Source organism: Sphingomonas sp. MM-1 (assembly GCF_000347675.2).
In the GTDB taxonomy this organism is placed as follows: Bacteria; Pseudomonadota; Alphaproteobacteria; order Sphingomonadales; family Sphingomonadaceae; genus Sphingomonas_E; species Sphingomonas_E fennica.
In genome coordinates this window covers 85,704-112,628 of record NC_020542.1, presented here as the reverse complement: position 1 = coordinate 112,628, position 26,925 = coordinate 85,704, and the positions used below count along the sequence as shown (strand labels likewise).

The 26,925-nt window shown below is 64.2% G+C and carries 26 protein-coding genes and 3 pseudogenes; 18 read left to right on the top strand and 11 right to left on the bottom strand.

Translation table 11 applies throughout. From position 1 onward, the window contains the following. The first annotated feature begins 6 nt into the window (after window positions 1-6). Together G432_RS19775 and G432_RS19770 are read left to right on the top strand one after the other, a co-directional pair. Entirely contained in the window at window positions 7-984 is a 978-nt protein-coding gene (locus tag G432_RS19775; RefSeq protein ID WP_236626941.1) for a LysR family transcriptional regulator, read from the top strand. Between the two features lie 326 nt (window positions 985-1,310). Then, the gene (locus G432_RS19770; protein ID WP_015449275.1) at window positions 1,311-2,369 is read left to right on the top strand and encodes a maleylacetate reductase; all 1,059 of its coding nucleotides are present in this window, start codon (window positions 1,311-1,313) and stop codon (window positions 2,367-2,369) included. Between the two features lie 111 nt (window positions 2,370-2,480). On the opposite strand, the gene G432_RS19765 is transcribed toward G432_RS19770, so the two are convergent. From G432_RS19765 to G432_RS19755, 3 genes are all read right to left on the bottom strand, one after another. Then, a complete protein-coding gene (locus G432_RS19765) occupies window positions 2,481-3,098 on the bottom strand; it encodes an alpha/beta hydrolase (RefSeq protein WP_013054035.1) in 618 nt (205 codons plus the stop codon). Window positions 3,099-3,580: 482 nt separating this feature from the next. Next, window positions 3,581-3,814 (bottom strand): arylsulfatase regulator, encoded by a 234-nt coding sequence (locus tag G432_RS19760; protein ID WP_236626754.1) that lies wholly within the window; start codon window positions 3,812-3,814, stop codon window positions 3,581-3,583. A gap of 220 nt (window positions 3,815-4,034) precedes the next feature. Then, a complete protein-coding gene (locus tag G432_RS19755) occupies window positions 4,035-4,628 on the bottom strand; it encodes a recombinase family protein (protein WP_013039114.1) in 594 nt (197 codons plus the stop codon). A 139-nt stretch (window positions 4,629-4,767) separates the two neighbouring features. Here G432_RS19755 and G432_RS19750 point away from each other — a divergent pair. After that, window positions 4,768-7,741: pseudogene (locus G432_RS19750) on the top strand (Tn3 family transposase). A gap of 253 nt (window positions 7,742-7,994) precedes the next feature. Here the strand turns inward: G432_RS19750 and G432_RS19745 are convergent. The 6 genes and pseudogenes from G432_RS19745 to G432_RS19720 form a co-directional block, all read right to left on the bottom strand. After that, entirely contained in the window at window positions 7,995-8,465 is a 471-nt protein-coding gene (locus tag G432_RS19745; RefSeq protein WP_015449274.1) for an SDR family NAD(P)-dependent oxidoreductase, read from the bottom strand. Window positions 8,466-8,518: 53 nt separating this feature from the next. Continuing rightward, window positions 8,519-8,962 (bottom strand): nuclear transport factor 2 family protein, encoded by a 444-nt coding sequence (locus G432_RS19740; RefSeq protein ID WP_015449273.1) that lies wholly within the window; start codon window positions 8,960-8,962, stop codon window positions 8,519-8,521. An 83-nt stretch (window positions 8,963-9,045) separates the two neighbouring features. Beyond that, complete coding sequence (locus G432_RS19735) at window positions 9,046-9,600, bottom strand: hypothetical protein (RefSeq protein WP_144062185.1); 555 nt, start codon at window positions 9,598-9,600, stop codon at window positions 9,046-9,048. Between the two features lie 138 nt (window positions 9,601-9,738). Then, window positions 9,739-10,503 (bottom strand): IS6-like element IS6100 family transposase, encoded by a 765-nt coding sequence (locus tag G432_RS19730; protein ID WP_041865600.1) that lies wholly within the window; start codon window positions 10,501-10,503, stop codon window positions 9,739-9,741. A gap of 61 nt (window positions 10,504-10,564) precedes the next feature. Beyond that, window positions 10,565-10,762, bottom strand: a pseudogene (locus G432_RS19725) (HepT-like ribonuclease domain-containing protein); the annotation flags it as partial. Beyond that, window positions 10,759-11,049, bottom strand: a complete 291-nt coding sequence (locus G432_RS19720) for a nucleotidyltransferase family protein (protein ID WP_001247892.1) — start codon at window positions 11,047-11,049, stop codon at window positions 10,759-10,761. The pseudogene G432_RS19725 and the gene G432_RS19720, both read right to left, overlap by 4 nt. A gap of 158 nt (window positions 11,050-11,207) precedes the next feature. Here G432_RS19720 and G432_RS19715 point away from each other — a divergent pair, with 158 nt between their 5' ends. Beyond that, window positions 11,208-14,174 (top strand): Tn3-like element ISPa38 family transposase, encoded by a 2,967-nt coding sequence (locus G432_RS19715; protein ID WP_003100881.1) that lies wholly within the window; start codon window positions 11,208-11,210, stop codon window positions 14,172-14,174. A 32-nt stretch (window positions 14,175-14,206) separates the two neighbouring features. Here the strand turns inward: G432_RS19715 and G432_RS19710 are convergent. Both G432_RS19710 and G432_RS19700 read right to left on the bottom strand, forming a co-directional pair. Next, window positions 14,207-15,034, bottom strand: a pseudogene (locus G432_RS19710) (TolC family protein); the annotation flags it as partial. Between the two features lie 398 nt (window positions 15,035-15,432). Then, on the bottom strand, window positions 15,433-15,795 hold the full coding sequence (locus G432_RS19700) for a hypothetical protein (RefSeq protein ID WP_007406428.1): 363 nt from the start codon (window positions 15,793-15,795) through the stop codon (window positions 15,433-15,435). 243 nt (window positions 15,796-16,038) lie between these two features. On the opposite strand from G432_RS19700, the gene G432_RS19695 reads away from it, so the two are divergent. From G432_RS19695 to G432_RS19630, 14 genes are all read left to right on the top strand, one after another. Next, entirely contained in the window at window positions 16,039-16,395 is a 357-nt protein-coding gene (locus G432_RS19695; protein WP_004212653.1) for a hypothetical protein, read from the top strand. Window positions 16,396-16,535: 140 nt separating this feature from the next. Beyond that, the gene (locus G432_RS19690; protein WP_007406417.1) at window positions 16,536-17,015 is read left to right on the top strand and encodes a heavy metal-responsive transcriptional regulator; all 480 of its coding nucleotides are present in this window, start codon (window positions 16,536-16,538) and stop codon (window positions 17,013-17,015) included. Further along, the gene (locus G432_RS19685) at window positions 17,012-17,233 is read left to right on the top strand and encodes a hypothetical protein (RefSeq protein WP_007406426.1); all 222 of its coding nucleotides are present in this window, start codon (window positions 17,012-17,014) and stop codon (window positions 17,231-17,233) included. The genes G432_RS19690 and G432_RS19685 overlap by 4 nt, the downstream gene beginning before the upstream one ends. A 59-nt stretch (window positions 17,234-17,292) precedes the next feature. Continuing rightward, a complete protein-coding gene (locus G432_RS19680; protein ID WP_007406382.1) occupies window positions 17,293-17,613 on the top strand; it encodes a hypothetical protein in 321 nt (106 codons plus the stop codon). A gap of 23 nt (window positions 17,614-17,636) precedes the next feature. Further along, window positions 17,637-19,547 carry a 2Fe-2S iron-sulfur cluster-binding protein gene (locus tag G432_RS19675; RefSeq protein WP_015449268.1) on the top strand — a complete coding sequence of 637 codons (1,911 nt, stop codon included), beginning with the start codon at window positions 17,637-17,639 and terminating at the stop codon, window positions 19,545-19,547. Next, window positions 19,547-20,275, top strand: a complete 729-nt coding sequence (locus tag G432_RS19670) for a hypothetical protein (protein ID WP_007406424.1) — start codon at window positions 19,547-19,549, stop codon at window positions 20,273-20,275. The genes G432_RS19675 and G432_RS19670 overlap by 1 nt, the downstream gene beginning before the upstream one ends. Then, the gene (locus G432_RS19665; RefSeq protein WP_007406380.1) at window positions 20,272-20,994 is read left to right on the top strand and encodes a hypothetical protein; all 723 of its coding nucleotides are present in this window, start codon (window positions 20,272-20,274) and stop codon (window positions 20,992-20,994) included. The genes G432_RS19670 and G432_RS19665 overlap by 4 nt, the downstream gene beginning before the upstream one ends. Next, window positions 20,981-21,424, top strand: a complete 444-nt coding sequence (locus G432_RS19660; RefSeq protein ID WP_007406411.1) for a DUF1622 domain-containing protein — start codon at window positions 20,981-20,983, stop codon at window positions 21,422-21,424. The genes G432_RS19665 and G432_RS19660 overlap by 14 nt, the downstream gene beginning before the upstream one ends. A gap of 14 nt (window positions 21,425-21,438) precedes the next feature. Continuing rightward, entirely contained in the window at window positions 21,439-21,879 is a 441-nt protein-coding gene (locus G432_RS19655; RefSeq protein WP_015449267.1) for a four-helix bundle copper-binding protein, read from the top strand. A 254-nt stretch (window positions 21,880-22,133) separates the two neighbouring features. Beyond that, window positions 22,134-23,435 carry a glycoside hydrolase family 130 protein gene (locus G432_RS19650; protein WP_438830636.1) on the top strand — a complete coding sequence of 434 codons (1,302 nt, stop codon included), beginning with the start codon at window positions 22,134-22,136 and terminating at the stop codon, window positions 23,433-23,435. A 228-nt stretch (window positions 23,436-23,663) separates the two neighbouring features. Beyond that, a complete protein-coding gene (locus G432_RS19645) occupies window positions 23,664-23,954 on the top strand; it encodes a hypothetical protein (RefSeq protein ID WP_007406388.1) in 291 nt (96 codons plus the stop codon). Between the two features lie 318 nt (window positions 23,955-24,272). Next, window positions 24,273-24,674, top strand: a complete 402-nt coding sequence (locus G432_RS23840; protein ID WP_015449265.1) for a hypothetical protein — start codon at window positions 24,273-24,275, stop codon at window positions 24,672-24,674. Window positions 24,675-24,821: 147 nt separating this feature from the next. Further along, window positions 24,822-25,151, top strand: coding sequence for a hypothetical protein (locus G432_RS19635; protein ID WP_004212674.1), 330 nt, complete (start codon window positions 24,822-24,824; stop codon window positions 25,149-25,151). A 252-nt stretch (window positions 25,152-25,403) separates the two neighbouring features. Beyond that, entirely contained in the window at window positions 25,404-26,924 is a 1,521-nt protein-coding gene (locus G432_RS19630; protein WP_015449264.1) for an aldehyde dehydrogenase family protein, read from the top strand. Window position 26,925 lies beyond the last annotated feature (1 nt).

The window sequence follows — 26,925 nt, the reverse complement described above, 5'->3', positions numbered from 1 at the left end:
TCCTTCATGCATTTGACTGTGTTTCAGGCCCTGATGCGGGCGAAAAGCGTGGGGGTGGCGGCGGAGATGCTGGATATGCCGCAGCCCACGCTCAGCCGTCATCTCAAACAGCTCAGGGAGCATTTCGGGAACCAGCTTTTCGTGCGGACCAGCCGGGGCCTGGAGCCCACGTCCCTGGCCATCACCGCCGCGCCCGCCGTGTCGCAGACATTGGAACTCTATCATTCCCGCCTGAGCGGCGAGCCGACATTCGATCCCGCGACTTCGAACCGCGATTTCCACATCGCGGCTTCGGATGTCGGGCATCTGCTCGTCCTTCCCCGCGTCCTGCAATGGGTGCGCGATCTGGCGCCGGGCGTGCGGTTCAAGGCCATTCCCCTGGGAGGGGAAAAGCTGATCGCCCGGCTCGAGACCGGCGAGGTCGACATCGCGATCGGCAGTTTCCCGGCGCTCTATGCCGGCGTCGTCGAACAGACGCTTTTCCCGGAGGAATATGTCTGCGTCGTGCCGCGAAGCTATCTGCCCGCCGGGCGCCTGACCATGAACAGGTTTAAGGCCGCCCGGCACGTCCTGGTCGACGGCCGCCACCTTGGCCACATCCATGAGGATGTGGAAAAGCTGCTTCGCAAGATCGTGGGTCCATCGAACATCACCGTCATGGCGGAGAGCTTCCTCCTGAGCGCCCATATAGCCGAGCAGTCGGAACTGATCCTGACCACGCCCTCCCGCCTTACCGGCTTGCTGAACACCAAGAGCGTCCGCATTCTCAAGCCGCCCGTCGCCCTTCCAGGCTTCACCGTGAAGCAATATTGGCATGAGAGATTCCATGACGATCCCGGCAATCGCTGGCTGCGCGGAATTCTGTCGCGCATGCGCGGCCTTTCGGAGGAGGGCGAAGGCCCGTCCTTGCCCGAATTCGTGGGCGGGGCGGCGGAGGGCGATGGCGCTTCGAATCCGGATATTCGCAATTCGCTCCATGAATAAGTGCCGCGCCGCGCCCCGCCGGAAGGCGAGCCATGCGGCCGGCGAGCCAAGGATGTGGCGGGTCGGGAAAAGGAAAAACACTATAAAATCCATATGCTTGCGGGAATTTTCTTCATGTCGGGACCGGCCCGTTCCGGTCGTTGCGACAGCCCTGCCGAACAGGGGGCGGGCGGCTCCCGCACCGGCATGGGCGGGCCTGGCCCCTTGTGCGTCTGCCCGATTTCCCCTTTTATCGGTCGACTTGGCTCATGGCGAAGCGCTGGCAGCAGGCAAAGATCCTCTGCCCCGGATATTCGCCAATTCTAATGAGATAGAGAGGAAGCGTGATGCAATTCGTTTATGATCCCCTACCCTATAGGGTCATCTTCGGCGCGGGTTCGGTGCGGCGGGTGGCTGACGAGCTTTCGCATGTCGGCAGCCGCGCGCTGGTGCTTTCGACGCCGGAGCAGGCCGGCAGCGCGCAGGAGCTTGCCGCCACCCTGGGCGACAAGGCCGTGGGCCTGTTCAGCAAGGCGGTCATGCACGTCCCGGTCGCGACGGTCGACGCGGCGGCCGCCGTCGCCAGGGAACTGAACGCCGATTGCACGGTCGCCATCGGCGGCGGGTCCACGGTCGGGCTGGCCAAGGCGCTCTCGCTTCGGCTCGACCTGCCTTCGCTCGTCGTTCCGACCACCTATGCGGGTTCGGAAGTCACCCCGATCTGGGGCCTGACCGAAGATGGGATCAAGACCACGGGTCGCGACAAGAAGGTGCTGCCCAAGGTGGTCGTTTACGACCCCGATCTCACCCTGTCGCTGCCCGCCGAAATGTCGATCGCTAGCGGCCTCAACGCCATCGCCCATGCGATGGAGGGGCTCTATGCCTTCGACGGCAATCCCATCGTCTCCCTGATGGCGGAGGAAAGCATCAGGGCGCTCGCCAGGAGCCTGCCGCTGATCAAGGCCGATCCCACCGATGCGAAGGCGCGGGGCGACGCGCTCTATGGCTGCTGGCTCGCCGGCAGCGTCCTGGGCGCGGCGAGCGTCGCGCTGCACCACAAGCTCTGCCACACGCTGGGCGGCACCTTCGACATGCCGCATGCGCAGACCCACACCGCCGTGCTGCCCCATGCGATCGCCTATAATGCGCCGTCGGTGCCGGAGGCGATGGAACGGGCTAGCCGCGCACTAGGCGGCGGCGACCCCGCGACCAAGCTGTACGAACTGGCGGTGGGCCTGGGCGCGGAAATGTCGCTGGCGAAGCTCGGCATGCCCAAGGACGGCATCGCGAAGGCCGCCGCGCTGGCGGTCGCCAACCCCTATCCCAACCCCCGTCCGATCACGGAGGAGGGCATCGTGCAGCTTCTGAGCCGCGCGGTGGAGGGGCTTCCGCCGATCACCGCATAAGCAAAGGCCTGATCCTGGAACAGTGCCGGCCGCATCCGATCATTTCCGGATGCGGCCGGTTCTCGATCATCCGGCGCTCCCGTTCGGCCATGGCCAAGGACGGGACGAAATTCAGCGGCTTTCCGCGCCGAGCCAGCCCTGCACCGCCGCCTTGATCGGCAACGGCAGTTCATGCCCGCCTTCATAAGGGATGAAAGTCGCCCGCGCGCCGCTGGGGCCGGAGAGATAGGCTTCCGCCTGCTCGAACTTGTGGCGCGGGATCACATCGTCGAATTGGCCCCGGCAGAAGAGGACCGGCTTGTCGAGCAGGCCGTTGTCCGGCAGGTCGCCGTCCTCCACCGCGAAGCAGCCGCCGATCATGATGAGGCCGCTATAGGCCCCCGGATTGCTGAGCAGAAGACTGGCGGCCATCGCGGCGCCGTTGCTGAAACCGCATAGCCAGGGCCGTTGGCGGCCGGTATCTGCGGCGATCCAGTCGCCGACCTTCGACGTTTCGCCCGACAGGCTGGAGGGCAGGGCGACGCCGATCCCGGCATTTTCGAACCAGGCGAACCCCGGCCCCTGGGGAAGCGGCCCGCGATAGGAGCGAACATTCGCGCGGCCGAAAAGGGGCAGCGCGAACCCCGCTTCCCTTTCGGTGCTGCCGCGGCCGTGAAGATATACGATGTCGCGGCCGGACGGAATGTCGGGATTGTCGTATCGCATGACGATGGCATTGTCTCGAGACATGTTCGCTTCCAATTCCTGGCGATGCGAAGCCGAAGCGGCGTCCGGTCCGACGGCGTCGGCCCGGCTGCTCCGGCTTCCTGTTTTAGCGGGCTTTCCGGTCGGCGGATATTCCGCCTGCCGGGAAATGCTCAAGGCGACCATAGCATGCGATGGCTGCTTTCAAAGCGCGGTCGCTCAATCCCCATGACCGATTTGTGGGCAGTTGGCCCCGTTTCGATCAAATCCGTATCGCGAATATTCCTAATTCATTTGCAGCAATTTCCTCCGCAGGCGAAAGCTGCGATCCTTTCCGGACGGCCCGATAAGTGTAGGTGCTTGCAATCGTAGCGGCGTTTGCTTGCAAACAGAGCCTTTTTTTGCTCGGATTATCTGACAACCGGCTCGGCGATCTGCTCGCGCTATCTGCCAATGTGCTCGCCATCATCCTGCGCTGCTCGCAATCATAAAGGTCTGCTCACATCCCCTGCCAGCGAAACAGGGCGTCAGCGCGGCACCCGGATGGAACCTTCCGCGATCCCCTCGGCGACATTGGAGAGCATGACGGCGTAGCGATGCAAACCGGGGAAGCGACCAGCGTTCTTGTCGATTTCACCGCCGTATCCGGCGTCGAGCAACGCCTTGAAGTCGGGCATCACGTCGAACATGCCGCCGAGCAGATCGATATCGGAGGCCCCGGTAAGCAACAGGGCGTTCGCATGGGCGTCGAGACGCTTCATCGTTTCCAGCATTTCGGTCCTGGTCATCGCATCCTGTCCGCTTGCGGGGTTCCATCGCCTAGCACGACGCGCCGGCCCTGTTCGCGAAAACCTTCCTTTCTGACGACCTCGCGGGCGGGCCATGACGACAACGCATTTCTGCGGCCCGCCGCTTGTCAGAACTGTTCTGGAAACCTGCTTCGCAAAAGGGGTGACTGCACGAAAGTGACTTATCTGCACGCTAAGAGCGAACGGACCGGGAACGCTGGGACTTTGTGTTCTTCTCCGTGGCTTCGAGGGCTTTGTAGAGGGCGGTTTTGCCGATCTTGAGGCGCGCGGCGGCCTCGCGAACTGTGAGGCCGGAAGCGATATGTTCGCGCGCCTTGCGGAGCTTGTCAGGTGTGACCACTGGCCGCCGCCCACCGGGGCGACCTCGCTCGCGAGCGGCCTTGAGGCCTGCATGGGTGCGCTCCCGGATCAGATCGCGCTCAAACTGGGCAAGCGAGCCGAAGATGTTGAACACCAGCATCCCGCCCGAAGTGGTGGTGTCGATGTTCTCGGTGAGCGAGCGGAACCCGATACCTCGCGTCGCTAGCTCGCCGACCTTCTCAATCAGATGGCTCATCGAGCGCCCAAGACGGTCGAGTTTCCAAACCACCAGCGTGTCGCCGCTGCGCAGATAGGCGAGCGCCTCGGCCAGGCCGGGCCGATCGGCTTTTGCACCAGATGCGTGATCGTCGAATATCCGGTCGCACCCGGCCGCGTTCAGCGCGTCGAGCTGGAGTGAGAGCTTCTGGTCTGCCGTCGAGACGCGCGCATAGCCGATCAACGCCACATGCAGCCCAATCCTGTCCGTTTTCCCATCATTATCTGATCTTGTCCGAATCGCCGTTATAGGTCCAGAGTTAACGGACATATTCCTGCTGGCCGCCAGAGGACCGTCTGACGGACACGCAAAGCGAAGGAGATGATGCTTGGCGAGACGGCGACTGGTGAGCCTGGAAATCTGGGCGAGGCATTATGGCGCGCCGCTCGATGAGCGCGAGATCGCGCGTCATTATACGCTGACCAGCGACGACCTGGAAATTGTCGGCCGCCGTCGCGGCGATGCCACCCGGCTCGGCTATGCGATGCTCATGCTATATATGAGATGGCCTGGCCGTGCGCTGGAAGCGGGCGAAGTCCCGCCCGCTCCTGTGCTCGCCTATGTGGCGCAGCAACTCGGCGTCGCGCCGGCAGCCTTCGCGGATTATGCCCATCGGGACCAGACCCGTCGCGAGCATCTCGTCGAAATCCGACGATCGCACGGGTTCAGGATTTTTGACCGCAACGCTTTCCGTGAAGTTGTCGCCTTCTCGGTCCCAATCGCGCAGACCATCATACACCCCGGCCAGATGGCAGACGTCATCGTCGATGAACTCCGGCGCCTGCAGATCCTCCTGCCTTCTCCGTCGATTCTCGAAGCGGTGCTGCGGCGGGCGCGCCAGCAAGCCGAACAGCTTACCTATGAAGTGCTCACGAATGGCCTGCTGCCTGACACCCTTCAGGGCCTGGACGATTTGCTGGCCCGACGACCGGGGCAGGTCGCGACATGGCTATCCTGGATGCGCAATGCGCCACAATCGCCGGCAGCGCGCAACATCCTGCGCCTGATCGAACGGCTCGCCTATATCCGCGCGCTGGGCCTCGATCGCGCCCGTGCCGACATGATCCCGGCTTTGACTTTTGACAGGCTGGCGGACGAAGGCAGCCGCATCACACCCCAGCACCTTGGCGAACTCAATGCCCTGCGCCGCCATGCGACGCTGGCGGCAACCGGCATCCGGCTTGAGGAAAGCCTGACCGACGCCACCCTGACGATGTTCGACAAGCTGTTGGGCAGCATGGCGCGGCCTTGTGGAGAGAGCTTTTGGCATTGGGCCCTCGGCGCTGACGGAGGCCAAGACGGTGCGCGAGTTGCAAGGCCACCTCCGGACGCTCACGGGGTCTTGCCGCCTCCTCATCGACGCGCGCAGCAAGGGCGTGGATTCTCTGGCGCAGATCGAGGCGCTGGACTGGCAGCACTTCGCCGTGGCCGTCGAGCAGGCCGAAGTGCTCGGGCGACCGGAAACCGTCGATCGCACCGCCGAATTGATCGAGCGGCATCGGACGGTGAAGCTCTTTGTCGGCGCTTTTCTCAACGCCTTCGAGTTTCGCGGCGCCGGCGCGGTTCAGGGGCTCCTGTCAGCGCTGGCCATCATCGCGGAGCTATATCGGACCGGCAAACGGCGCTTGCCTGATCGCGTGCCGCTACGCTTTGTGCCGCCCGCATGGCGCCCGTTCGTCCTGCGGGATGGCATCGTTGATCGTGCCGCTTATGAACTATGCGCCTTGTCGCAACTACGCGAGCGGTTGCGAGCCGGGGATATATGGGTCGCGGGAAGCCGGCAGTTTCGCGATTTCGACAGCTATCTCATACCGCCGGCGACCTTTGCGGCGCTGCGCGAGAAGGGGCCGTTGCCGCTCGCCATCGAAACGGATTTCGAGCGCCATATCGAGGAACGGCGCACCAGGCTCGACACGGCGATCGAGCAGGTAACGGTCCTTGCACGGCAAGGGGAGCTGCCCCAGGTTAAGCTTGACGAAAACGGTCTCATCATCTCGCCGCTGAAGGCGGCAACACCGCCCGCCACCGAGATTGCCCGTCGCGCCGCCTATGATCGACTGCCGCGCGTGAAGATCACCGATCTTCTGCTGGAGGTCGATGCCTGGACCGGGTTCAGCGAATGCTTCATCCATCGTCGTTCGGGCCGGGAAGCCGACGATCGCAATGCGCTGCTCACGGTCATCCTCGCCGATGGCATCAATCTCGGCCTCACACGCATGGCGGAAACCTGCCGGGGCGCAAGTCTGCGTCAGCTCGCCCATCTTCACGACTGGCACATCAGCGAAGCCGCCTATGGCGAAGCGTTGGGAAGGCTGATCGACGCCCATCGCGCCATGCCGCTCGCCGCGCTGTGGGGAGACGGCACCACTTCGTCGAGCGACGGACAGCAATTTCATGCCGGGGGCCGTGGGGCCGCGATCGGCGACATCAACGCGCGCAGCGGCAACGAACCAGGCGTTGCCTTCTACACCCATGTCTCGGATCGATATGACCCCTTCGCAAGTCGGGTGATCGCGGCGACCGCTGGCGAAGCGCCCTATGTGCTGGATGGCTTGCTGTATCACCAGACCGGCCTGACGATCGAGGAGCACTACACCGATACGGGCGGGGCATCGGACCATGTGTTCGGCCTCATGCCCTTCTTCGGCTACCGCTTCGCGCCGCGCCTGCGCGACATCAAGGAGCGTCGTTTACACCTCCTTCCCGGCCAAGAATCCGGCCCCTTGCTTGCCGGCATGACGGCCGAACCGATCGCATTGGGTCATGTCGCGGCGCATTGGGACGAACTGCTGCGGTTCGCCACGTCGATCCGCACCGGCACCGTCACTGCTTCGGCAATGCTGCGCCGCTTGTCCGCCTATCCGCGACAGAACGGACTGGCCCTCGCACTACGCGAGCTGGGCCGCCTCGAACGCTCCATTTTCATGCTCGACTGGCTGCGCGACATCGACCTGCGCCGGCGCACCCAGGCGGGCCTCAACAAAGGCGAAGCCCGCAACGCGCTCGCCCGCGCGCTCTTCTTCAACCAGCTCGGCGAACTGCGCGATCGTCGGTTCGAGAACCAGACCTATCGCGCCTCCGGCCTCAACCTGCTCGTCGCCGCCATCATCTTGTGGAACACTCGCTATCTCGAAATGGCGCTGGCGGACATCGGCACAGCCGACGAAATCGCACGCCACATCGCGCCATTGGGCTGGGAGCATATCTCGCTGACCGGTGACTATAGCTGGAATGTTGAAGATCAACCCGATCCGGACGCCTTGCGACCGCTGCGCGCCGTCAACTCCCTACTTGCCGCGTGACGTTCGCTATCCGTTCGCCCTTTCCGTGCAGATACGTCACTTTCGTGTAGTCACCCCCAAAAGCGCTTGCCGGCTACGGGTTTGGAGAGCCCATTGGCACGGAGCGTGAGCACAACGCCCCGTTTGCAAGCAGCGCCGGATGATGGCGAGCACACTGGCAGATAATTCGAGCAGGACGCTCCCCGCCAGTGGCAGAAAGCGTGAGCAGGAAATCAGGCTGTTTGCGAGCACACGCCGCTATGATTGCAAGCGCCTACACATAGCTGATCGAACCTGGTGCCGCGATCAGGGCGATCAGGGAACTGACGTTGACGATGGCGCCGTTTCCGCTTTTCACCAACTCGGGAAGAGCCGCCTGCATGCCCAGAAGAACACCGGTCTGGTTAACCGAGATGATCCGGTTCCAGCCATCCATCGTTTCTTCTTCAACGCCTGCATAATGGATGATGCCAGCAGTGTTCGACAGTGACGTCAGGCCGCCGAAAGTCTGAACGGCCGCACTTACCGCGTCTTTCCAGCTTTCCAGTTTCGATACATCGAGCTGCACGAAATCGGCGCTTCCGCCCTCATCCCTGATTTTGGCAGCGGCATCTGCGCCAGCCGTGGATATATCGGCCAGCATCACCTTCGCGCCTTCGCGTGCAAAGACCCGGGCCTGTGCTTCTCCAAGTCCGCTCGCCGCTCCGGTTACAAGGACAATCTTGCCGGTCAATCGGTTTGCCATGTCTCTCCTCCAAATATCACGCTTGAGAGTTGATGCGTTTTACCGGCCGGCAATCATTGGCCCGGAGGTGAAAGCTTCAATCCGGTGAGCGGGCTGAAAACGCGCTGGTTGACGAACCGGCGGCTGATCTTCCATGTGCCATTGCGGCGTTCATAATCGTCATGATAGCTCGCGACGACATGTGCGGCCTGACCATCGGCAAGATTGCCGATGCAGTAGACGTCGCAAATGCCCTTTGCGGTATCGCCGTTGAGTTCAAGACGGTGATTGGTGCAATAATGGGTGGTGCTCTGCCACATCGGCCAGATCAGATTTTCAACTGCGCCGCTGATCTCGTCGATACCGCTGAATTTCTGGACAAACTCGATATCCCAGACTGCATCTTCCCACCAGATCGCCTGGAATCGCTCCAGTTCATGCTTGTCCACGCCAAGGCAATAATCCGACACAAGATCGGCCAGTGCAAACCTGCTGATCACCTCTTCTAGATTCGACATGATTACTCCTCTGTGATTGTGATCGAGTTCAAGCGCTGACGGACCAGCCGCCGTCGATGACCAGTTCGGCGCCGGTCACGTATTTAGCGCGAATATCCCCGGTTTGCAAGAATTTCTCCAGCGTTGGGGCGCGCGGCAAGCCCGCTTGCGTAGGCCGCTTCCGCCGCCGGCCAGTTCCGCTTGACATCGTAAGCGACACCCAGCGCGCTCCACGCGCGCCAAAGCGAGCCATCGGCTTTGGTCGCCGCCGTCAGATAACCCATTGCGTCGTCGATCCGGTTGATCCGGACCGAGGCGATCCCGGCGCCTTGCTGAGCGCGCGCGCCCACGCCCGCATCGGCGACAAGAAGGCGAAAGCCCGCCAGCGCCACATCATTCTGCCCGCGCGCAAGGTCATATTCGGCCTTCAGCAGATCGAGCATCGGTCCGGACTGACGGGCGAGCTGGGATTGTTCGATCAGCGTTTTGGCCTGGACGAGCCGATCGGCTCTGATCGCTTCATCCAGTGCCGCGAGGTCTATGGGCGCCGCCTGCTCGACCTGAGCTTCCTTTTTCTTCTTCGCTTCGGCGCCGGAATGGGAAGCCATCGCCAGACATGCGGCGATCAAGCCAAGCTTAATGTGGGGACGATTCATCATACGCTCGCCCGCACGCGCCGCAAATGGTCGTCAAACCGTGCGGCGTCCCGTCCGATCGCCAGGGTGATCGACTGCACCTTGGAGGGCTCTGTTGCAAAGATTGGCGGCAGTCAGAGGTAGGCTGTCGCTCTGCGCCGATCAGGCGGCTGCTGCGAAATGGTGGTTGAGCATGCCCATGGCCTCCGTCAGCGCCGAGGGCCCAATGCCAAAAGCTCTCTCCACAAGGCGCACCTCGCCCCTGATGCCGGGCTGCAGGCACCAGGGGCGAGCCTGTCCTTTGCGCAGGGCTCGCATGACTTCGAATCCCTTGATCGTGGCATAGGCCGTGGGGATCGATTTGAAACCGCGCACCGGCTTGATCAGTATCTTGAGCTTTCCGTGATCGGCCTCGATCACGTTATTGAGATACTTCACCTGCCGGTGGGCCGTCTCCCGGTCCAGCTTTCCTTCGCGCTTCAATTCGGTGATCGCTGCACCATAGCTCGGCGCTTTGTCGGTATTGAGCGTGGCAGGCTTTTCCCAGTGCTTCAGGCCTCGCAGGGCCTTGCCCAGGAACCGCTTCGCTGCCTTGGCGCTGCGGGTCGGCGACAGGTAGAAATCGATCGTGTCGCCCCGCTTGTCGACTGCCCGGTACAGGTAGGTCCACTTGCCCCGCACCTTGACGTAGGTTTCATCCAGGCGCCAGCTCGGATCAAAGCCACGCCGCCAGAACCAGCGCAGCCGCTTCTCCATCTCCGGGGCGTAGCACTGGACCCAGCGATAGATCGTCGTATGGCCGACCGAAATGCCGCGTTCCGCCAGCATTTCCTCAAGGTCGCGATAGCTGATCGGATAGCGACAATACCAGCGCACCGCCCACAGGATCACATCACCCTGGAAATGGCGCCACTTGAAATCCGTCATCGTTCCGTCCGTCCAATCTCCGCCAAGCATGCTCAAGCTTCACGATTTTTGCAACAGAGCCTGCCTGGGTGAACTCGACGTAGCCATCCATCACCTTTGTGGCCGCCTCGCCGATGACGATCAGGCTCATGATGACGGCCTGCTGGGTGCGCTTGTCGGCCAAGAAGTCGTCCTTGGCCATCCCTTCCACGAAGCTGCGCGCATCGGTTGCGGCCTGCTGAATGTGGTCGAGGTAATCGGGCAGGCGGTTCTCGCTCATATCGGTTGCGCCTCCGCGAGCACCTTGGCCCGGAACTTCGGCGGCAGGTCGCCGGGAGTCAGCAGATCGACGTCAACGCCGAGCAGCGATTTCAGTTCTTCTTCCAAATCGCCCAAGTCCAACAACGTGGCACCGGGCAGCGCATCGACCAACAGGTCGAGGTCGCTGCCATCCCGGTCGGTGCCATGCAGCACCGAGCCGAAGACGCGCGGGTTCGCGGCGCGAAAGCGGCCTACCGCTTCACGCACTGCGCTTCGCTTCATGTCAAGCACAACAGACGGTCGCATGGGCATCCTTTCTTATCGAAACTCGTTGAGATGATATGCAATCAAGAATAGAATTTCAAGAACTATTTTCGAGAATCGCAATGCCTTGATTCCCGTGCCGCGCCGGTTGCCTTGGCGGGCTTGTCACAAACCTACGTTTTCAAGAAGAAGGAAACCGCATGCCCCGCCGTTCGATCCTCTCCGCCGCCGAGCGCGAAAGCCTGCTGGCGTTGCCGGACACCAAGGATGAGTTGATCCGTCACTACACGTTCAGCGAAAGCGACCTCTCCATCATCCGGCAGCGGCGCGGCCCGGCCAATCGGCTGGGCTTCGCGGTGCAGCTCTGCTACCTGCGCTTTCCCGGCGTCATCCTTGGCGCTGATGAGCCACCGTTCCCGCCATTGCTGAGACTGGTCGCCAACCAGCTCAAGGTCGGCATCGAAAGCTGGGACGAGTACGGGCAGCGTGAGCAGACCCGACGCGAGCACCTGGTCGAGCTGCAAACGGTGTTCGGCTTCCAGCCGTTCACGATTGGCCACTACCGGCAGGCTGTCCAGTTGCTGACCGAGCTGGCCATGCAAACCGACAAGGGCATCGTGCTGGCCAGAGCCTTGATCGAGCACCTGCGGCGGCAGTCGGTCATTGTGCCCGCCCTCAACGCCGTCGAGCGGGCGAGCGCCGAAGCGATTACCCGCGCCAACCGGCGTCTCTACGACGCCTTGGCTGAGCCGCTGACGGACGTGCATCGCCGTCGCCTCGACGATCTGCTCAAGCGCCGCGACAACGGCAAGACGACGTGGCTGGCCTGGCTGCGGCAATCCCCGGTCAAACCGAACTCGCGGCACATGCTGGAACACATCGAACGCCTCAAGGCGTGGCAGGCGCTCGACCTGCCCTCCGGCATCGAGCGGCTGGTTCACCAGAACCGGCTGCTCAAGATCGCCCGCGAGGGCGGCCAGATGACGCCCGCCGACCTGGCGAAGTTCGAGCCGCAGCGGCGTTACGCGACCCTGGTGGCGCTCGCCATCGAGGGCATGGCCACCGTCACCGACGAAATCATCGACCTGCATGACCGCATCCTGGGCAAGCTGTTCAATGCCGCCAAGAACAAGCATCAGCAGCAGTTCCAGGCATCCGGCAAGGCGATCAATGCCAAGGTGCGGCTGTTCGGGCGCATCGGCCAGGCGCTGATCGAGGCCAAGCAAGCGGGCCGCGATCCGTTCGCCGCCATCGAGGCCGTCATGTCCTGGGATGCTTTCGCCGAGAGCGTCACCGAAGCGCAGCGGCTCGCGCAACCCGAGGACTTCGATTTCCTGCACCGCATCGGCGAGAGCTACGCCACGCTGCGCCGCTACGCGCCGGAATTTCTCGACGTGCTCAAGTTGCGGGCCGCGCCCGCCGCCAAGGACGTACTCGACGCCATCGAGGTGCTGCGCAGCATGAACAGCGACAACGCCCGCAAGGTGCCCACCGACGCGCCGACCGAGTTCATCAAGCCGCGCTGGCAGAAGCTGGTGATGACCGACACCGGCATCGACCGGCGCTACTACGAACTGTGCGCGCTGTCGGAGCTGAAGAACGCGCTGCGCTCCGGCGACATCTGGGTGCAAGGCTCGCGCCAGTTCAAGGACTTCGAGGACTACCTGGTGCCGCCCGCGAAATTCGCCAGCCTCAAGCAGGCCAGCGAATTGCCGCTGGCCGTGGCCACCGATTGCGACCAGTACCTGCATGACCGGCTGACGCTGCTGGAAACGCAGCTCGCCACCGTCAACCGCATGGCGCTGGCCAACGAGCTGCCGGACGCCATCATCACGGAGTCGGGCCTGAAGATCACGCCGCTCGATGCGGCGGTGCCCGATACCGCACAGGCCCTGATCGACCAGACGGCGATGATCCTACCGCACGTCAAGATCACCGAATTGCTGCTGGAGGTAGACGAATGGACGGGCTTCACCCGGCACTTCGCCCACCTGAAGTCAGGCGACCTGGCCAAGGACAAAAACCTGTTGCTGACCACGATCCTCGCCGACGCGATCAACCTGGGCCTGACCAAGATGGCGGAATCGTGCCCCGGCACGACCTACGCCAAGCTGGCCTGGCTGCAAGCCTGGCACATCCGCGACGAAACCTACGGGGCGGCACTGGCCGAGCTGGTCAACGCGCAGTTCCGACATCCCTTCGCCGAGCATTGGGGCGACGGCACCACGTCATCGTCGGACGGCCAGAACTTCCGCACCGGCAGCAAGGCCGAGAGCACCGGCCACATCAATCCGAAATACGGCAGCAGCCCAGGGCGGACGTTCTACACCCATATCTCCGACCAGTACGCGCCGTTCCACACCAAGGTCGTGAACGTCGGCGTGCGCGACTCGACCTACGTGCTCGACGGCCTGCTGTATCACGAATCCGACCTGCGGATCGAGGAGCACTACACCGACACGGCAGGGTTCACGGACCACGTCTTCGCGTTGATGCACCTGCTGGGCTTCCGCTTCGCCCCGCGCATTCGTGACCTGGGCGACACCAAGCTCTACATCCCGAAGGGCGATGCCACCTACGAGGCGTTGAAACCGATGATCGGCGGCACGCTCAACATCAAGCACGTCCGCGCCCATTGGGATGAAATCCTGCGGATGGCCACCTCGATCAAGCAGGGCACGGCGACGGCCTCGCTGATGCTCAGGAAGCTTGGCAGCTACCCGCGCCAGAACGGCCTGGCCGTCGCCCTGCGTGAGCTGGGACGCATCGAGCGCACACTGTTCATCCTGGACTGGCTGCAAAGCGTCGAGCTGCGCCGCCGCGTGCATGCCGGGCTGAACAAAGGCGAGGCGCGCAACGCGCTGGCCCGCGCCGTGTTCTTCAACCGCCTGGGGGAAATCCGCGACCGCAGCTTCGAGCAGCAGCGCTACCGGGCCAGCGGCCTCAACCTGGTGACGGCGGCCATCGTGCTATGGAACACGGTCTATCTGGAGCGGGCCGCGAACGCCTTGCGTGGCCACGGTCAAGCCGTCGATGACGGCCTGTTGCAGTACCTGTCGCCGCTCGGCTGGGAGCACATCAACCTGACCGGCGATTACCTCTGGCGCAGCAGCGCCAAGATCGGCGCGGGCAAGTTCAGGCCGCTACGGCCGCTGCAACCGGCTTAGCGTGCTTTATTTTCCGTTTTCTGAGACGACCCCTTCCAGTCGGGGCGCTTGTCGGCGCGCGCGAGACGCACGTCCGCTTCGGCGACTGCGATCCGCGCGTCCTGCGCGCGCAGGGCGGGAAGCGCATCGATTTCGGCCCGCAGCCGGATCGGATCGACATCGAGCATCGGCGGGTCGCCCGTCGCCTGCGGGTCGGGGTCGCCGGTATAGCGCGCGAGCCGGGCCCGCGCCTGCGCCACCACCGCAGCCATCTCGGCGCGGCGATCGGCGATGGCGGCGCGGAGCTGGTCGGGCTCGAGCGCCTGGCTCGGGCGCGCGCTGCCCGACGCCAGGCGTGCGGTCACGGTCTTCTGCAGGTCGTCGAGGCTGGCATCGAGCAGGTCGAGCTGCCGGAGCCGGCGTTCTCCATAATAGAGATCGACCCAGGCGAGGGCGGTCTCGAGCCGCACGTTGCGGCCTTCGACCAGCTCGCCCGCCTCGGCGATACCGATATCGGCCGCGGCGCGCGCGGCGCGTGCATGGCGCTTGGCGAGATTGGGGAAGGTCTGGCTGAACCCGATCGTCGCCATAGTGAAATCGTCGCGCGTGAAGCTGCCGGCATTGGGGCCGCTCACCGGGAAGTTCTGCAGGCCCAGGTCGAGCGTCGGATCGGGCAGGCGATCGGCCGCGACGGCCGAAGAGCGGGCGCCGGCTGTCGCCGCCGCGCGCGCCTTGAGGCTTGGCGCGTTGGCGGCAGCGAGCCTCACTGCCTGCTCGTAGGTGAGCGGGCCGGCCGACACCGGCACGGCCCAGGCGCTCGCAAGCGTCGCACCGATAGAGAGCAACAGGCGTCGCACAGCGCGCCTCGGCATCATGATCATGGATATCATCCCCTCATGACAGAGGCGGCGCGCCAAGATGTGACGCGCCGCTCCGGAGCGGGTTTAGCCCTTGTCCGACCTGACTGCGCCGCGCATGCAGTCGGCGGCGCTTGCCTGCATCATCGCGCAATCGCAGCTGGCCATGTCCCGGCTGTCGGGCACCCATATGCGGACACGCGCAGGGCCAGTCGCCCGCGGACCATATTGCGGCGCCGACCGCCATTCCCAATGGCCTTGCGGCGTGCGGCTCGCGTCGGTTGCAAGCGCAGGCGCGGCGAGACTGAGGGCCGCCACAAGGGCGGCCGGAAGCAGTTTGATCATCACGAAAACCTTTGACTGAAAAGAAGGAAACCGGGCGCGCACGCATCGATCGATGCGCGCAGCCCGTGCTCGTTCAATCAGGCAAGGCTGGTGGGAGGATCCGGCTCGGGCGCAACCGCCTTGCCGGTCAATATCGTGTCGGTCGTCCAGAAGCTGGGCGCGTCGTAGAGACGCGCAGGCGCAACGCCGCCTGCCAGGTCCGCTGCGACCAGCGGGATCACGCACCCCATCGCGGCGATGCAATCGAGCGTCAGGCCCTTGCAGGGCTTTTCGCTGGGCGCAGGCTGCTGCTTGGCCATCATCGCCATGCAGTCCGCATCCATGCCCTTGGCCAGCGGCGCGCCTGCCGCCTGCGGCACGCTGTGCGCGGCCGCCATCTGGGCTCCGAAGAGACCGGACAGCGCTCCGATGACGAGCAGGAGGGCGAGCAGGCGTTTCACGGGCCTCGATATCTAGCGGGTTTCGCGGGCGCAGCCAACCAAAGTCTCGCGCCGCGCGGATTTTGAAGTGCTGACGGCTGATTCCGTCAACTCCGCGTCAATAAAGATCCGGCCCGGGGAAGAAGATCGGCTGCGGCCTCTACGTATATCGAGGCTGGACCCGGGACCGTAGTCCCAAGCCTGAAGAGACGCTCTTCCCCTCGGCAAAGTCCGGGCGGTGGCTTACCATCCAAGGAGGTGAATATGGTCAGAAAAACTCTCATGGTCGCGCTTGCCGGCATTTCGATGCTTGCTGCCGTCCCCGCTATGGCCCAGGGCATCGGGCACAGCCTGTTCATGCGCGGCTCGATCGTCGACACGGGCAGCAACGGCACGGTCGTCTGCATCGGCAAGGCCGATGGCGCCGAGGTCGGCCAGAAGCTCGAGGTCTATCGCGTCGTGACCCATCCGGGTCCGTCCAAGGGCGTGGCGCCGACCTATCACCGCCAGCTCGTCGGCCATGTGACGATCGACCATATCTTTGACGATCACTTCGCGCACGTGTCCGTCGCCGACGGCACGCCTGCCAGGCACGACATCGTCGAGCTTCGCAAGAACTGACAAGCCGGTGGCCCGGCGGCACGGGCTGCCCTGCGACGCGTCGGGGCAGCGGGCCGCCGGCGACGAGGAGACCGTTCGGGGTCAAAGCGAAACCGCTTGACCCTGGACCATGGTCCAACCGGCATGATCGAGCGGATGACATGGGCAATTTCAAGATCGGCGAACTGGCCGCGGCCGCAGGCGTGGGGCGGGATACGATCCGCTATTATGAGCGGATGGGCCTGCTGCGCGAGCCCGCGCGCACGGCAGCGGGCTACAGGCTCTACGACGCGACCGACCTCGAGCGCGTCAATTTCATCCGCTCGGCGCAGGAGCTTGGTTTCACACTCGAACAGGCCCGGCAGCTGCTGGCGCTCAGGGCGTCGGACACCGCGCATGCCCAGGCCGTGCTCGATATCACGCTTGCCAAGATCGCGGACGCCGAAGCCCGGCTCGAGCGCCTGTCGGATATCCGCGACATGCTGCGGATGCTCGCCGACGAATGCCCGGGCGAAGTGCCGGTCTCCGATTGCCCGATCCTCGCCTTCCTGACGGCGCGGCGGAAAGACCAGCAGCATAACAAGAAACATCAGGCAGCGCAGGACGAACGATCACCACGAGCGAAAGGGGTTTTGTCATGAAGAAAATGCGTTTGATCGCCGTCCTCACGCCGGCGCTGCTTCTAGGCGCCTGTGTGACCACGCGGCCGACCTCGGCGCAGGTCGAGAGTTGCCGGGCGATGGAGGGCAATATGGGTCTCCAGACGCCGCATGATCATGGCGAGATGAAGGGGCAGGGGCGCAACCCGATGAACCTCTCGCACGACCGGTGTCTCCGGATTCTGCGCAGCGCGCAATGAGCCGGTCCGGACGCCAGGGATGGCGCCCGGACACAGTTTTCAAGCCAAGGAGCAAAGCCATGATCGACCATGCGAAGAAAGCCCTTCCACTTGTCGGCGGAAGCCTGTTGCTGGCGCTCGCGCTTTCGGGCTGCGACCGCCAGGCCGACCAGACGGTGCCGCCCGCGGCGAACAGCGTCGCCGCCACCCCGGTCCTGACCGACAGCGGCAACGCTGCAGACGCGGCGCCGATGGACGCGATGAGCAACCAGGCCGAGATGGAGCGGCATCACCGTCAGGCGATGGACCATGACGCGATGCGCGCCGGGGCCGGCAACCAGACCGCGCCGGCACCCGATCCCGCGCCGGGCAATGCGGCGATGCCGATGAAGGATATGTAGGCTCGCACACTAAGGGGATGAGGATGTCCAGGCGGATCAGCCTTCGACGCTTGAGCCTCGGCTGCGCAATCGCTCTCAGCCTGTCCGCGAGCGCGGGCGCGCAGGAGGGCGAGGATCATGCCGCGCATCATGGCGCAGGCATGCCGGCCGGCGGGGGCATGTCCGCACCGGCAGAGCCGGGGTCGTCGGACATGGCGAAGATGATGAACCCCATGATGGATCGCATGATCAATGGGGAAGGGGAGAATGAGCACGGCCACGAATCGCGCCGGACCGGCTTCATCTCGCAGCTGCTCGCCTTTCCCGCGCTTGACGAAGCGGCAAGGCAGCGGATCGCTGCGCAGGCCGGCGAACGGGTAAGCACGGGTCTGGCGATGATCAACGCCGCCTCGGCCGACGGCGCGCGTGCGACCACGGTCTCGGCCCGGCTCGATGCGGCGCGGCGCCTGCGCGAGGGAACCGACCTGTTCCGCTCCGGCACCGCCGCGCAGGGCGCGATCGGGGGCTTGCAGCCGCCCCGGGAGGTCGGGCTTGCCTGGCTGCGCGATCAGCTCGACATCGACCAGGCCGCGCCCGGCCATGCCGATCACTGGTTCGGCATCTCGCCCTCGCACCTCCTTCTCATGCTGTTCCTGGGGCTGGTGAGCGCCACGCTTATCGCGCTGCAGATCTTCCGCCTGCGGCGGATCGGGGCGATCGCCGGCGGTGTCGCCACCGCCAAGGTTCCAGCAAAGCCGGAGCCGAAGGCTGCCCCTCCCGCTACCAGGGTTGCGCCCGCGCCTGCACCCGTTGCCGACAGCGCCGGGCTCGCGCCGAGCAATGCGGCCGCACCCGCTGGGGCGTCGCTGCGCAAGCCCAAAAGCTGGGCGGGGCAGCTGCGCGTGGTCCAGATCGTGCGAGAGACGCCGAGCGTGCTGACCTTCCGGCTCGCGGACCCGACCGCCGACCGGCTGCCGTTCGACTTCCTGCCGGGCCAGTTCCTGCAGGTCGAGGTAGAGCCCGAAGCGGGCAAGACCGCGCGCCGTTCCTACACGATCGCCTCTTCGCCGACCCAGCGGGCCTATGTCGAACTGACGGTCAAGCGCGAGGAGCAGGGCGTGGTCTCGCGATACCTGCACGACAAGGTCGTCGCCGACGATCTGCTGAAGGTCAGCGGACCGTTCGGCGCCTTCACCTTCACGGGAACGGATGCCCAGAGCATCGTGCTGATCGCGGGCGGGGTCGGCATCACCCCGATGATGTCGGTGCTGCGCTATCTCACCGACACCGCGTGGAAGGGTGATATCTTCTTCTTCTACGGCGCACGGTCGACCGAGGAATTCGTGTTCCGCGACGAGCTCGAGCGGCTCGAACGCCGTTTTCCCAACCTCCATGTCGTCGCCGCGATGCAGCGCGCGCCCGGCACCGTCTGGATGGGCCCCGAAGGGCCGATCACGCGCGAGATGATCCTGGCCGCGGTGCCGGAGATCGCGAGCCGGCGCATCCATATGTGCGGCCCGCCGGCGATGATGGGCGCGATGCGCGGCGTGCTGGCGGAACTCGGCGTCCCCGAAGCGCAGCTGCACACCGAGGCGTTCGGTCCGGCCTCGCTGCCGGCCGACCACGAGGATCTCGAGGTCAAGCCCGCGCCCCCGCCAGCGGATAAGCCGGCCCCGAGCGCCGAGGTGGCGCCGAGCACGGTGACCTTCTCCGTGTCGGGGGTGTCGGCGGCCTTGCCCGCGGACGAGACCGTGCTGGAGGCGGCCGAGGGCGCGGGCGTCGAGATCCCCTATGCATGCCGTGCGGGCACATGCGGCGCCTGCGTGGTCAAGCTGCTGCAGGGCGAAGTGACGATGGAGGTCGAATCCGGCCTTGCGCCCGCCGACAAGGCGCAAGGCTATGTGCTCGCGTGCCAGGCGAAGGGGACGGGCACGCCGCTCGTGGTCGAAGCCTGATGCGCGAACGCAGCGACATTGCCGTGGGCCTGCTGGTCGCGTTCCTGCTGCTGTTCCCGTTCGGCTATCTCGTGCATGTGTCGCCCCGCTTTCCGGGTAGCCTGGCCGGCGGGATCATCGGGATCGCAGCGCTCGTGCTGATGCTGCTGACGCTTCCTTATGTCGCGGCCAAGCACATCGCCTGGGTCGACAAGGCGCTCTCCCGGGTCGTCAGCAAGCCAACCCTGCTCGCCATCCACATCTATGCCGGCGTGCTGGCGCCGATCCTGGGTCTGGTCCACGCCGCGCACAAGCTCGAAAGCCCGGTCGGCCTGCTTCTGACCGTCCTCCTGCTGATGACGGTCATCACCGGCTTCATCGGCCGCTACCTGCTTGCCCAGCTTGGTCGGGCGCTGCGCGGACGCAGGTCAGAACTGGCCTCGCTTCGCGCCGCCTTCCTCGAGGAGCCGGCGGCGCCGACGCAGGCCGATACCGCAGCCCCGCCGCTGTCGGGCTGGAAGCGCTATCTGTTCGTCGCCGGGGATGCGTCCGCGGGCCAGCGCCCCCAGGACAAGGCGGGGATCGCCGCAGCGCTGGCCGATACCGAATTCGCGATCCGTGCCGAAGAGGCAACCAACACCCTGTTCGCGCGGTGGCGGTTCCTGCACATCCTGCTGGGCTGTCTCATCTTCGCGCTGCTCGCGCTCCACGTCGGCGCGGCGATCTATTACGGGCTGCGCTGGCTATGAGCTGGCAGCGTCTTTCCTACGCCGTCTTCATCGCAGCCCTGCTGGTGATGGTCGCCGCGGTCGCGATCCGGATGCGATCGGACGCGCCGAGGGATGCCGGCCTGGTGGCGCAGCTCGTCTCGCCCGGCCCGCTCTCGAGCGCGCACCAGTCCTTTGCCGGCCAATGCACGGCCTGCCACACGCCGGGCAAGGGCGTCGAAACCCGGACCTGTCTCACCTGCCATGCGGGCACCGATTTCGGGACGAAGCAGTCGACGCAGTTCCACGCGAAAGCGACGCAGTGCACCTCCTGCCACGTCGAACATGAGGGAGAGCGCGGCATCATCCGCATGGATCACGCCGCGTTGCTCGACATGGCGAAGTGGCGGCAGCCTTTGGCGGGCATGTCGACAAACACTCGAAGCCTGACCCCCGAGACCGCGCTCAATTGCGCGAGCTGCCATGCGTTCCGCGATCCGCACCAGGGCCTGTTCGGCACCGACTGCGCGAGCTGCCACAAGACCGACAGCTGGAAGATCGCCAATTACCGCCATCCATCGGTCAATTCGACGCAGTGCGCCGAGTGCCACAAGGCGCCGCCGAGTCACTTCATGGAGCATTTCAGCATGGTCTCGCAGCGCGCAGCCGGATCGAAGGCGCGCGTCGACCAATGCTATGCCTGTCACGCCACCGACAGCTTCAACAATATCCGCAAGCGAGGCTGGTATGATCACCATTGAGGCCGACTGGCTGAGCGCCTTCTTCCGGCTCGCGGTGATCGGCCTGGAACTGGCGGGCACGCTGACCATCCTGGTCGGCGCGGGGCTCGCAACCTTTCTGTTTGCGCGGCGGGCGAGGGCGGGCGACCGAACCGAGGCCTATAGCGCGTTCCGCTCGGCGCTCGGCCGCAGCATCCTGCTCGGCCTGGAATTTCTGGTCGCCGGCGACATCGTCAAGTCGCTGGTGATCAACCCAACGCTCGACGATCTCATCGTTCTGGCCGGGCTGGTGCTGGTGCGGACCTTCCTGAGCATCTCGCTCGGGGTCGAGATCAACGGCCACTGGCCCTGGGAGGAAACCCGGATGGCGCGGGAGAAGGCGCGTGCGGCGTCGGATGGGTCGCCTGCGACGGCTGAGGCCGCCGGATGCGGCACAGCGCTCAAGGGATAGCAGATGGGAGGTGCATGATGATCGAGAGACGCGAATTGCTGATGGCCGGCGCCGGCCTTGCCGCCGCCGGAACGCTGGCTGTGCCGGCGGCGGCGCAGCAGCATCGAATGGAAGGGATGGCGATGTCGATGACGGACTGCATCGACGATTGCGTGGCTTCGCACCGCATGTGCCTGGAAACCGCCGCTTGGCTGACGAAGCAAGGCGGCGCGTCAGCTACGGCGTCGCTGATCGCCATGCTGAACGACTGTGCGGAACTGTGCCAGGCGACCGCCAACTCGATGCTGCGGGAATCTGCCCTGCACCGCATCGTCTGCCGCGCCTGCGCCGACGCTTGCGAGCGCTGCGCCGAGGAATGCGGACGCCATAGCGCGGACCAGCGGATCGCGCGTTGCTCGGCCACCTGCAAGAAATGCGCGGCGAGCTGCCGAACGATGGCGGACATGTCGAGCTGAGCGGCGCGCTTCGCACGTGCCCCACATAGTCACGTTCAGGCCAGAGCCCCCGGTCACAGCTTGTGTGTCCGACAACTACGCCAGGACAGCGATCATGGCACGTGGCACAAAGTCCGAGTATCCGGCAACGGCGGAAATCATCGCACCCGCCATCGCCGGAGCCTTCCGTGCCGCCACCCGATAGTCGGGTAATGCCGAGCACCATCTTTACGATTGCGTGAACGCTCCACGGTCGATCTGTATTGGAGAAGTCAGTGTCAACCGCCGAATTTGTCAACCGGCTACCCGAATTGCTCCGCCCCAATCCAGCAAGGGTAGTGATCAGACCCTATATGCCGTCGACGGAAACCTATAAATATGCGGTACCGGATCAGCCACGTGCGCAGCGCATCGCCGACCGCGTCCTGGCGCTCGACCCAGCATCGCTCCACGATGAGTTGCAACGCATTCTTGATGATTTCTCGGGAAGGCATCGTGAGGTTCCGTCCCTGTTTTTGCGGCGGTTCCACGAGGTTGATGGCATCATCGTCTGTGATTGCGAGGTCACCCATGAACAGGCGCTCTTGATCGGTGCCCATTTTTGCAACGAATATTCCTATGAGGCAGCAGCGCTTTTCAATCCGAGCATCGTCCTGCATCCTGATCAGTCTGCTGTACCTGAAAACTCTCTCCGATTCATTCTTTCCCTGCGAGGCGTGGGCGAGGGGCATATCTCCTCCGTCACCTTTCGCACCGGGTTTTGCGCCGCGGACGGAACCATAGCAATCAATCCTCCGAGCCCCATGCCGCTCGTGCTGGAGACTGAAAACATCTCCGGCGAGGACGGGCCGGACGCGGGCATTCGGATCAAGTGCGATGGCAGCCACGATCTCTCGGAGATCGTGATCTTTCCGACAACCCCCAGCCAGCGTGGTGGCATCGAAGACCTTCGCTTGGTCCGCTTCCTGGACGACGATGGCCGAGCCACCTATTTCGGTACATATACGGCATTTAGCGGCCAGTCCGTCCGGCAGGAGTTGTTGTCCACGCCGGACTTCCGGACATTCGAACTCAGACCGCTGCGTGGGGATGCCACCGGTAGCAAGGGCATGGCGCTTTTCCCCCGACGCATTGCCGGGCACTTTGCCATGCTTGGGCGCGAGGATAACGAAAATATCTGGTTCCTGACGTCCGCGGACATTCACGACTGGAGTGGCGGAGCGAAAGCCATCGAACCTCGCTGGCCTTGGGAGTTTGTCCAGATCGGTAATTGCGGATCGCCGATCGAGATCGACGAAGGCTGGCTGGTCGTAACTCATGGAGTCGGCGCCGTTCGGAACTATTGCATCGGGGCGTGCCTGCTGGACCGTGACGATCCCTCGAAGCTGCTGGCGCGGACGAAGCTACCGCTTTTGCGGTCGGACATGGATGAGCGCGAAGGTTATGTGCCAAACGTAGCCTACAGCTGCGGCGCGATGGTACATAATCGGGTGCTGGTACTGCCTTATGCCATTGCTGACAGCTTCACCACTTTTGCCACTATTCCTCTCGAGCGTCTGCTGGCCGCCATGGATTAGTCACTGTTGCCGACCTGTCCTGCTCTCGAGTCCGAACCATAGTTACACATCGGCACAACAACGATGCCAGTGCGATAATTTATGGCCATCTCAGAGACGGACTTCGCACATTACGTATACAGCAAGGCGGAAGGTGACACCATTTCACGGGCAAGCTCCGGAAGGGGCGACAATCGACCGGGCATATGCTCGATCGAACGGGAAACCCAGACTTGAAGGAATGGATACTTGCGCAAGAAGACGGCAATGATCGCTTCGCTCGCAGCTCTCGGCTTCCTCGCCGTCAGTGCCGGACCGGTGCTGGCGGACGGGATGCCGCCGGGCATGCCCGATCTTGAGGAGACCCTCAAGGCCAGGCCGGCGCCTGCCCAGCCCGATCCTGCCCACATGCAGGGCATGGCTCACGGTAAGGAGCAGATGCACGGCCAGATGATGCAGGGCCATCGAATGGCGATGCGGGATTCGCAGGACCAGGACGGCGCCTCCGGCATGTCACACAGGTCGGACGGTGGTTGCTGACCCTGCCATCATTCCATCAGACGACAAGGTTGACGGACAAGATCATGGCCGCTTTCAACCGAAGCCTTGGTCCGCCGTTCCCACGGCGGGCCAATCGCTTTTCTGGCCGGTCTCAGGACGAGAAAACCAGGCCGGGTCACATTTTTGATCGATCCCGGATCATCATTTTACGCGCCTGCTCCAGCAGGCACACGGCCGATCGGATTTCGATTCGTAACTTACGTATACAGACAGCGTCTCGCTAGCAGCATTGAAGCTTCGGAATTGCCGGGATCGGAACGTCGATCGGGCAACAGGAAGAACACTCGGAGACCCTCAATGCGACAGACGACATTTCTCGCGGCGCCCGTCAGCCTCTTCGCGACGCTAACCTTCGCCGCCGGCACCGCTCTCGCCCAGTCGACGCCCGCGCCCGCGCAGGCTGCGCCGGCCCATGCCCACCAGCAGGGCATGGATCATGGCGGGCAGCAGATGCACGATCAGATGATGAAGGATCATCAGGCCGGCGCGCAGAAGCAGCAGGGGCAACCGGCCCAGCAGGATCAACAGGGCATGTCGGGGATGGCCGGCATGTCCGGCGGCTCGCCTGCATCGAACGGCTCGGGCATGGCCGGTAAGGCGAAGAGTGGCTGCTGCAAGATGCCGATGAAGAAGGCCAAGCCGGCGGCGAAGAAGAAGACCGCCAAGCCCATGGCCGACAAGCCGATGAGCGACATGTGAGGTTTCCAGCCCCGAGAACAGACCCCAGGGGCTGAGGGCCCGCCGTTCCCCCGCGGCGGGCCAGTTCTTTGACGATGCCCAGCGTCGCCCCGTGCTCCCAGCTTTCAAAACCGGGTCCGAGCGTCTGACTTGACAGAGGAAACAGCGATGCGAAAACATCTTGGCGTCGGTGCTGCTGTTGGCTTTCTGCTCTTTGGCAGCACGCCGCTCCTCGCACAGGGTATCGGCCATAGCTTGTTCATGCGCGGCAAGATCGTCCGTATGGATGCGGGCGGCACAGTGGCCTGCCTGGGTAAGGCCGATGGCGCGCACATCGGGCAGATACTCGAAGTCTATCACGCAACGCCGCGCCACCGCCGTCTTGTCGGTCATGTCGAAGTCGACCAGATTTTCGACGACCATTATGCTCATTTCCGCGTGAGGGACGGGACGCTTCAGAAAGGCGATTGGGTGAGCCTAAAGCGCGTCCGGGCGTAACGCCAGAATTGGAATGCCAAGCGCCGCCCTCGCCAAAAGAAGACTCGGCCGAGTAACGCCTGTCTCGGCATAATTCCGATCAGGCGTGCGCGAATACGTTCAGGAGTCGATGAATAGTCATCGGCTCTGTTGGCGTGTCTGACCCTCAAGCCCGCGACCCCGATACCAGACTACCTTCTGCGGAACTTACTTATAGGCCACCCGGGCAAAGAGATTACTCCGTCAGGCCATCGATAGAGATGGAGTCAGGTTATGTTCGAGAAGGCGATCGGGACCATTAACGCGGCGGCCTCCTTCCGACACCGCTATGATAATTTCATCGGAGGCCGCTGGAGCGCTCCTGCGGGCGGCGAGTATTTCGCCGACACGAGCCCGATCAATGGCGCCCAGATCGCAGAGTTCGCGCTGTCGACGCCGGAAGATGTCGAGCGCGCGCTCGATGCGGCGCACGCCGCCAAGGATCAATGGGCAAGGATCGCGCCCGCCGAACGCGCCAGGATTCTCAATCGCGTCGCCGACCGGCTCGAAGACAATCTGGAGTTGCTGGCACTTGCCGAGACGATCGACAATGGCAAGCCGATCCGCGAGACGCGCGCTGCCGACGTGCCGCTCGCGATCGACCATTTCCGCTACTTCGCCGGCTGCATCCGGGCGGAGGAAGGCGGCATCTCGACGATCGATGCGGACACCATCGCCTATCATTTCCGCGAGCCGCTCGGCGTCGTCGGCCAGATCATCCCGTGGAACTTCCCGCTGCTGATGGCGGCGTGGAAGATCGCCCCGGCGCTGGCGGCGGGCAACTGCACCGTCATCAAACCCGCATCCCAGACGCCGCTCACCTTGCTGATGTTCGCCGAGCTCACCGCCGACATCCTGCCGCCCGGCGTGCTCAATGTCGTTACCGGCCCGGGACGGACCGTTGGCCAGGCGATCGCCGCCAATCCGCGCATCGCCAAGGTCTCGTTCACCGGCGAGACCGTCACCGGCAAGCAGATCATGCACGCCGCGGCGGACCATCTGATCCCCCAGACGATGGAGCTTGGCGGCAAGTCGCCCAACATCTTCATGGCGGACGTGCTCGACGAGGACGATGCCTTCTTCGACAAGGCGCTCGAAGGCTTTACTTTGTTCGCCTTCAACAAGGGCGAGGTCTGTACCTGCCCGTCGCGCGCCCTGATCCATGAGTCGATCTTCGACCGCTTCATCGAGCGCGCCGTGGCGCGCGTCGCCGCGATCCGCCAGGGCGATCCGCTCGACCCGTCGGTCCAGGTCGGCGCGCAGGCGTCGGAGGACCAGCTCCACAAGATCCTGGGCTATATCGATATCGGCAAGGCCGAGGGCGCGCAGTGTCTGGTCGGTGGCGCCAGGGCGCTGCCGGGCGGTGCGCTCGACCAGGGCTATTTCGTGCAGCCGACCGTGTTCGTGGGTCAGAACCACATGCGCATCTTCCAGGAGGAGATCTTCGGTCCCGTCCTGTCGGTCACCACGTTCAAGACGGTCGAGGAGGCGATCGCACTTGCCAATGACACCGCCTACGGTCTTGGCGCGGGCGTCTGGACCCGGAGCGGCAACACCGCCTACCGGCTCGGCCGCGCGATCGAGGCCGGGCGGGTCTGGACCAACTGCTATCATCAGTACCCCGCCCATGCCGCCTTCGGCGGATACAAGGCATCGGGCTTCGGGCGTGAAAACCACCGGATGATGCTCGATCATTATCAGCAGACCAAGAATCTGCTCGTCTCCTATGACGAGCACGCGCTCGGCCTATTCTGAC

Bases quoted from the DNA above. Each gene is read 5' to 3' on its own strand.
- G432_RS19775 (WP_236626941.1), top strand. From the start codon at position 7: ATGCATTTGACTGTGTTTCAGGCCCTGATGCGGGCGAAAAGCGTGGGG.
- G432_RS19770 (WP_015449275.1), top strand. From the start codon at position 1,311: ATGCAATTCGTTTATGATCCCCTACCCTATAGGGTCATCTTCGGCGCG.
- G432_RS19765 (WP_013054035.1), bottom strand. From the start codon at position 3,098: ATGTCTCGAGACAATGCCATCGTCATGCGATACGACAATCCCGACATT.
- G432_RS19760 (WP_236626754.1), bottom strand. From the start codon at position 3,814: ATGAAGCGTCTCGACGCCCATGCGAACGCCCTGTTGCTTACCGGGGCC.
- G432_RS19745 (WP_015449274.1), bottom strand. From the start codon at position 8,465: ATGGCAAACCGATTGACCGGCAAGATTGTCCTTGTAACCGGAGCGGCG.
- G432_RS19740 (WP_015449273.1), bottom strand. From the start codon at position 8,962: ATGTCGAATCTAGAAGAGGTGATCAGCAGGTTTGCACTGGCCGATCTT.
- G432_RS19735 (WP_144062185.1), bottom strand. From the start codon at position 9,600: ATGATGAATCGTCCCCACATTAAGCTTGGCTTGATCGCCGCATGTCTG.
- G432_RS19730 (WP_041865600.1), bottom strand. From the start codon at position 10,503: ATGACGGATTTCAAGTGGCGCCATTTCCAGGGTGATGTGATCCTGTGG.
- G432_RS19720 (WP_001247892.1), bottom strand. From the start codon at position 11,049: ATGCGACCGTCTGTTGTGCTTGACATGAAGCGAAGCGCAGTGCGTGAA.
- G432_RS19715 (WP_003100881.1), top strand. From the start codon at position 11,208: ATGCCCCGCCGTTCGATCCTCTCCGCCGCCGAGCGCGAAAGCCTGCTG.
- G432_RS19695 (WP_004212653.1), top strand. From the start codon at position 16,039: ATGGTCAGAAAAACTCTCATGGTCGCGCTTGCCGGCATTTCGATGCTT.
- G432_RS19690 (WP_007406417.1), top strand. From the start codon at position 16,536: ATGGGCAATTTCAAGATCGGCGAACTGGCCGCGGCCGCAGGCGTGGGG.
- G432_RS19685 (WP_007406426.1), top strand. From the start codon at position 17,012: ATGAAGAAAATGCGTTTGATCGCCGTCCTCACGCCGGCGCTGCTTCTA.
- G432_RS19680 (WP_007406382.1), top strand. From the start codon at position 17,293: ATGATCGACCATGCGAAGAAAGCCCTTCCACTTGTCGGCGGAAGCCTG.
- G432_RS19675 (WP_015449268.1), top strand. From the start codon at position 17,637: ATGTCCAGGCGGATCAGCCTTCGACGCTTGAGCCTCGGCTGCGCAATC.
- G432_RS19670 (WP_007406424.1), top strand. From the start codon at position 19,547: ATGCGCGAACGCAGCGACATTGCCGTGGGCCTGCTGGTCGCGTTCCTG.
- G432_RS19665 (WP_007406380.1), top strand. From the start codon at position 20,272: ATGAGCTGGCAGCGTCTTTCCTACGCCGTCTTCATCGCAGCCCTGCTG.
- G432_RS19660 (WP_007406411.1), top strand. From the start codon at position 20,981: ATGATCACCATTGAGGCCGACTGGCTGAGCGCCTTCTTCCGGCTCGCG.
- G432_RS19655 (WP_015449267.1), top strand. From the start codon at position 21,439: ATGATGATCGAGAGACGCGAATTGCTGATGGCCGGCGCCGGCCTTGCC.
- G432_RS23840 (WP_015449265.1), top strand. From the start codon at position 24,273: ATGCGACAGACGACATTTCTCGCGGCGCCCGTCAGCCTCTTCGCGACG.
- G432_RS19635 (WP_004212674.1), top strand. From the start codon at position 24,822: ATGCGAAAACATCTTGGCGTCGGTGCTGCTGTTGGCTTTCTGCTCTTT.
- G432_RS19630 (WP_015449264.1), top strand. From the start codon at position 25,404: ATGTTCGAGAAGGCGATCGGGACCATTAACGCGGCGGCCTCCTTCCGA.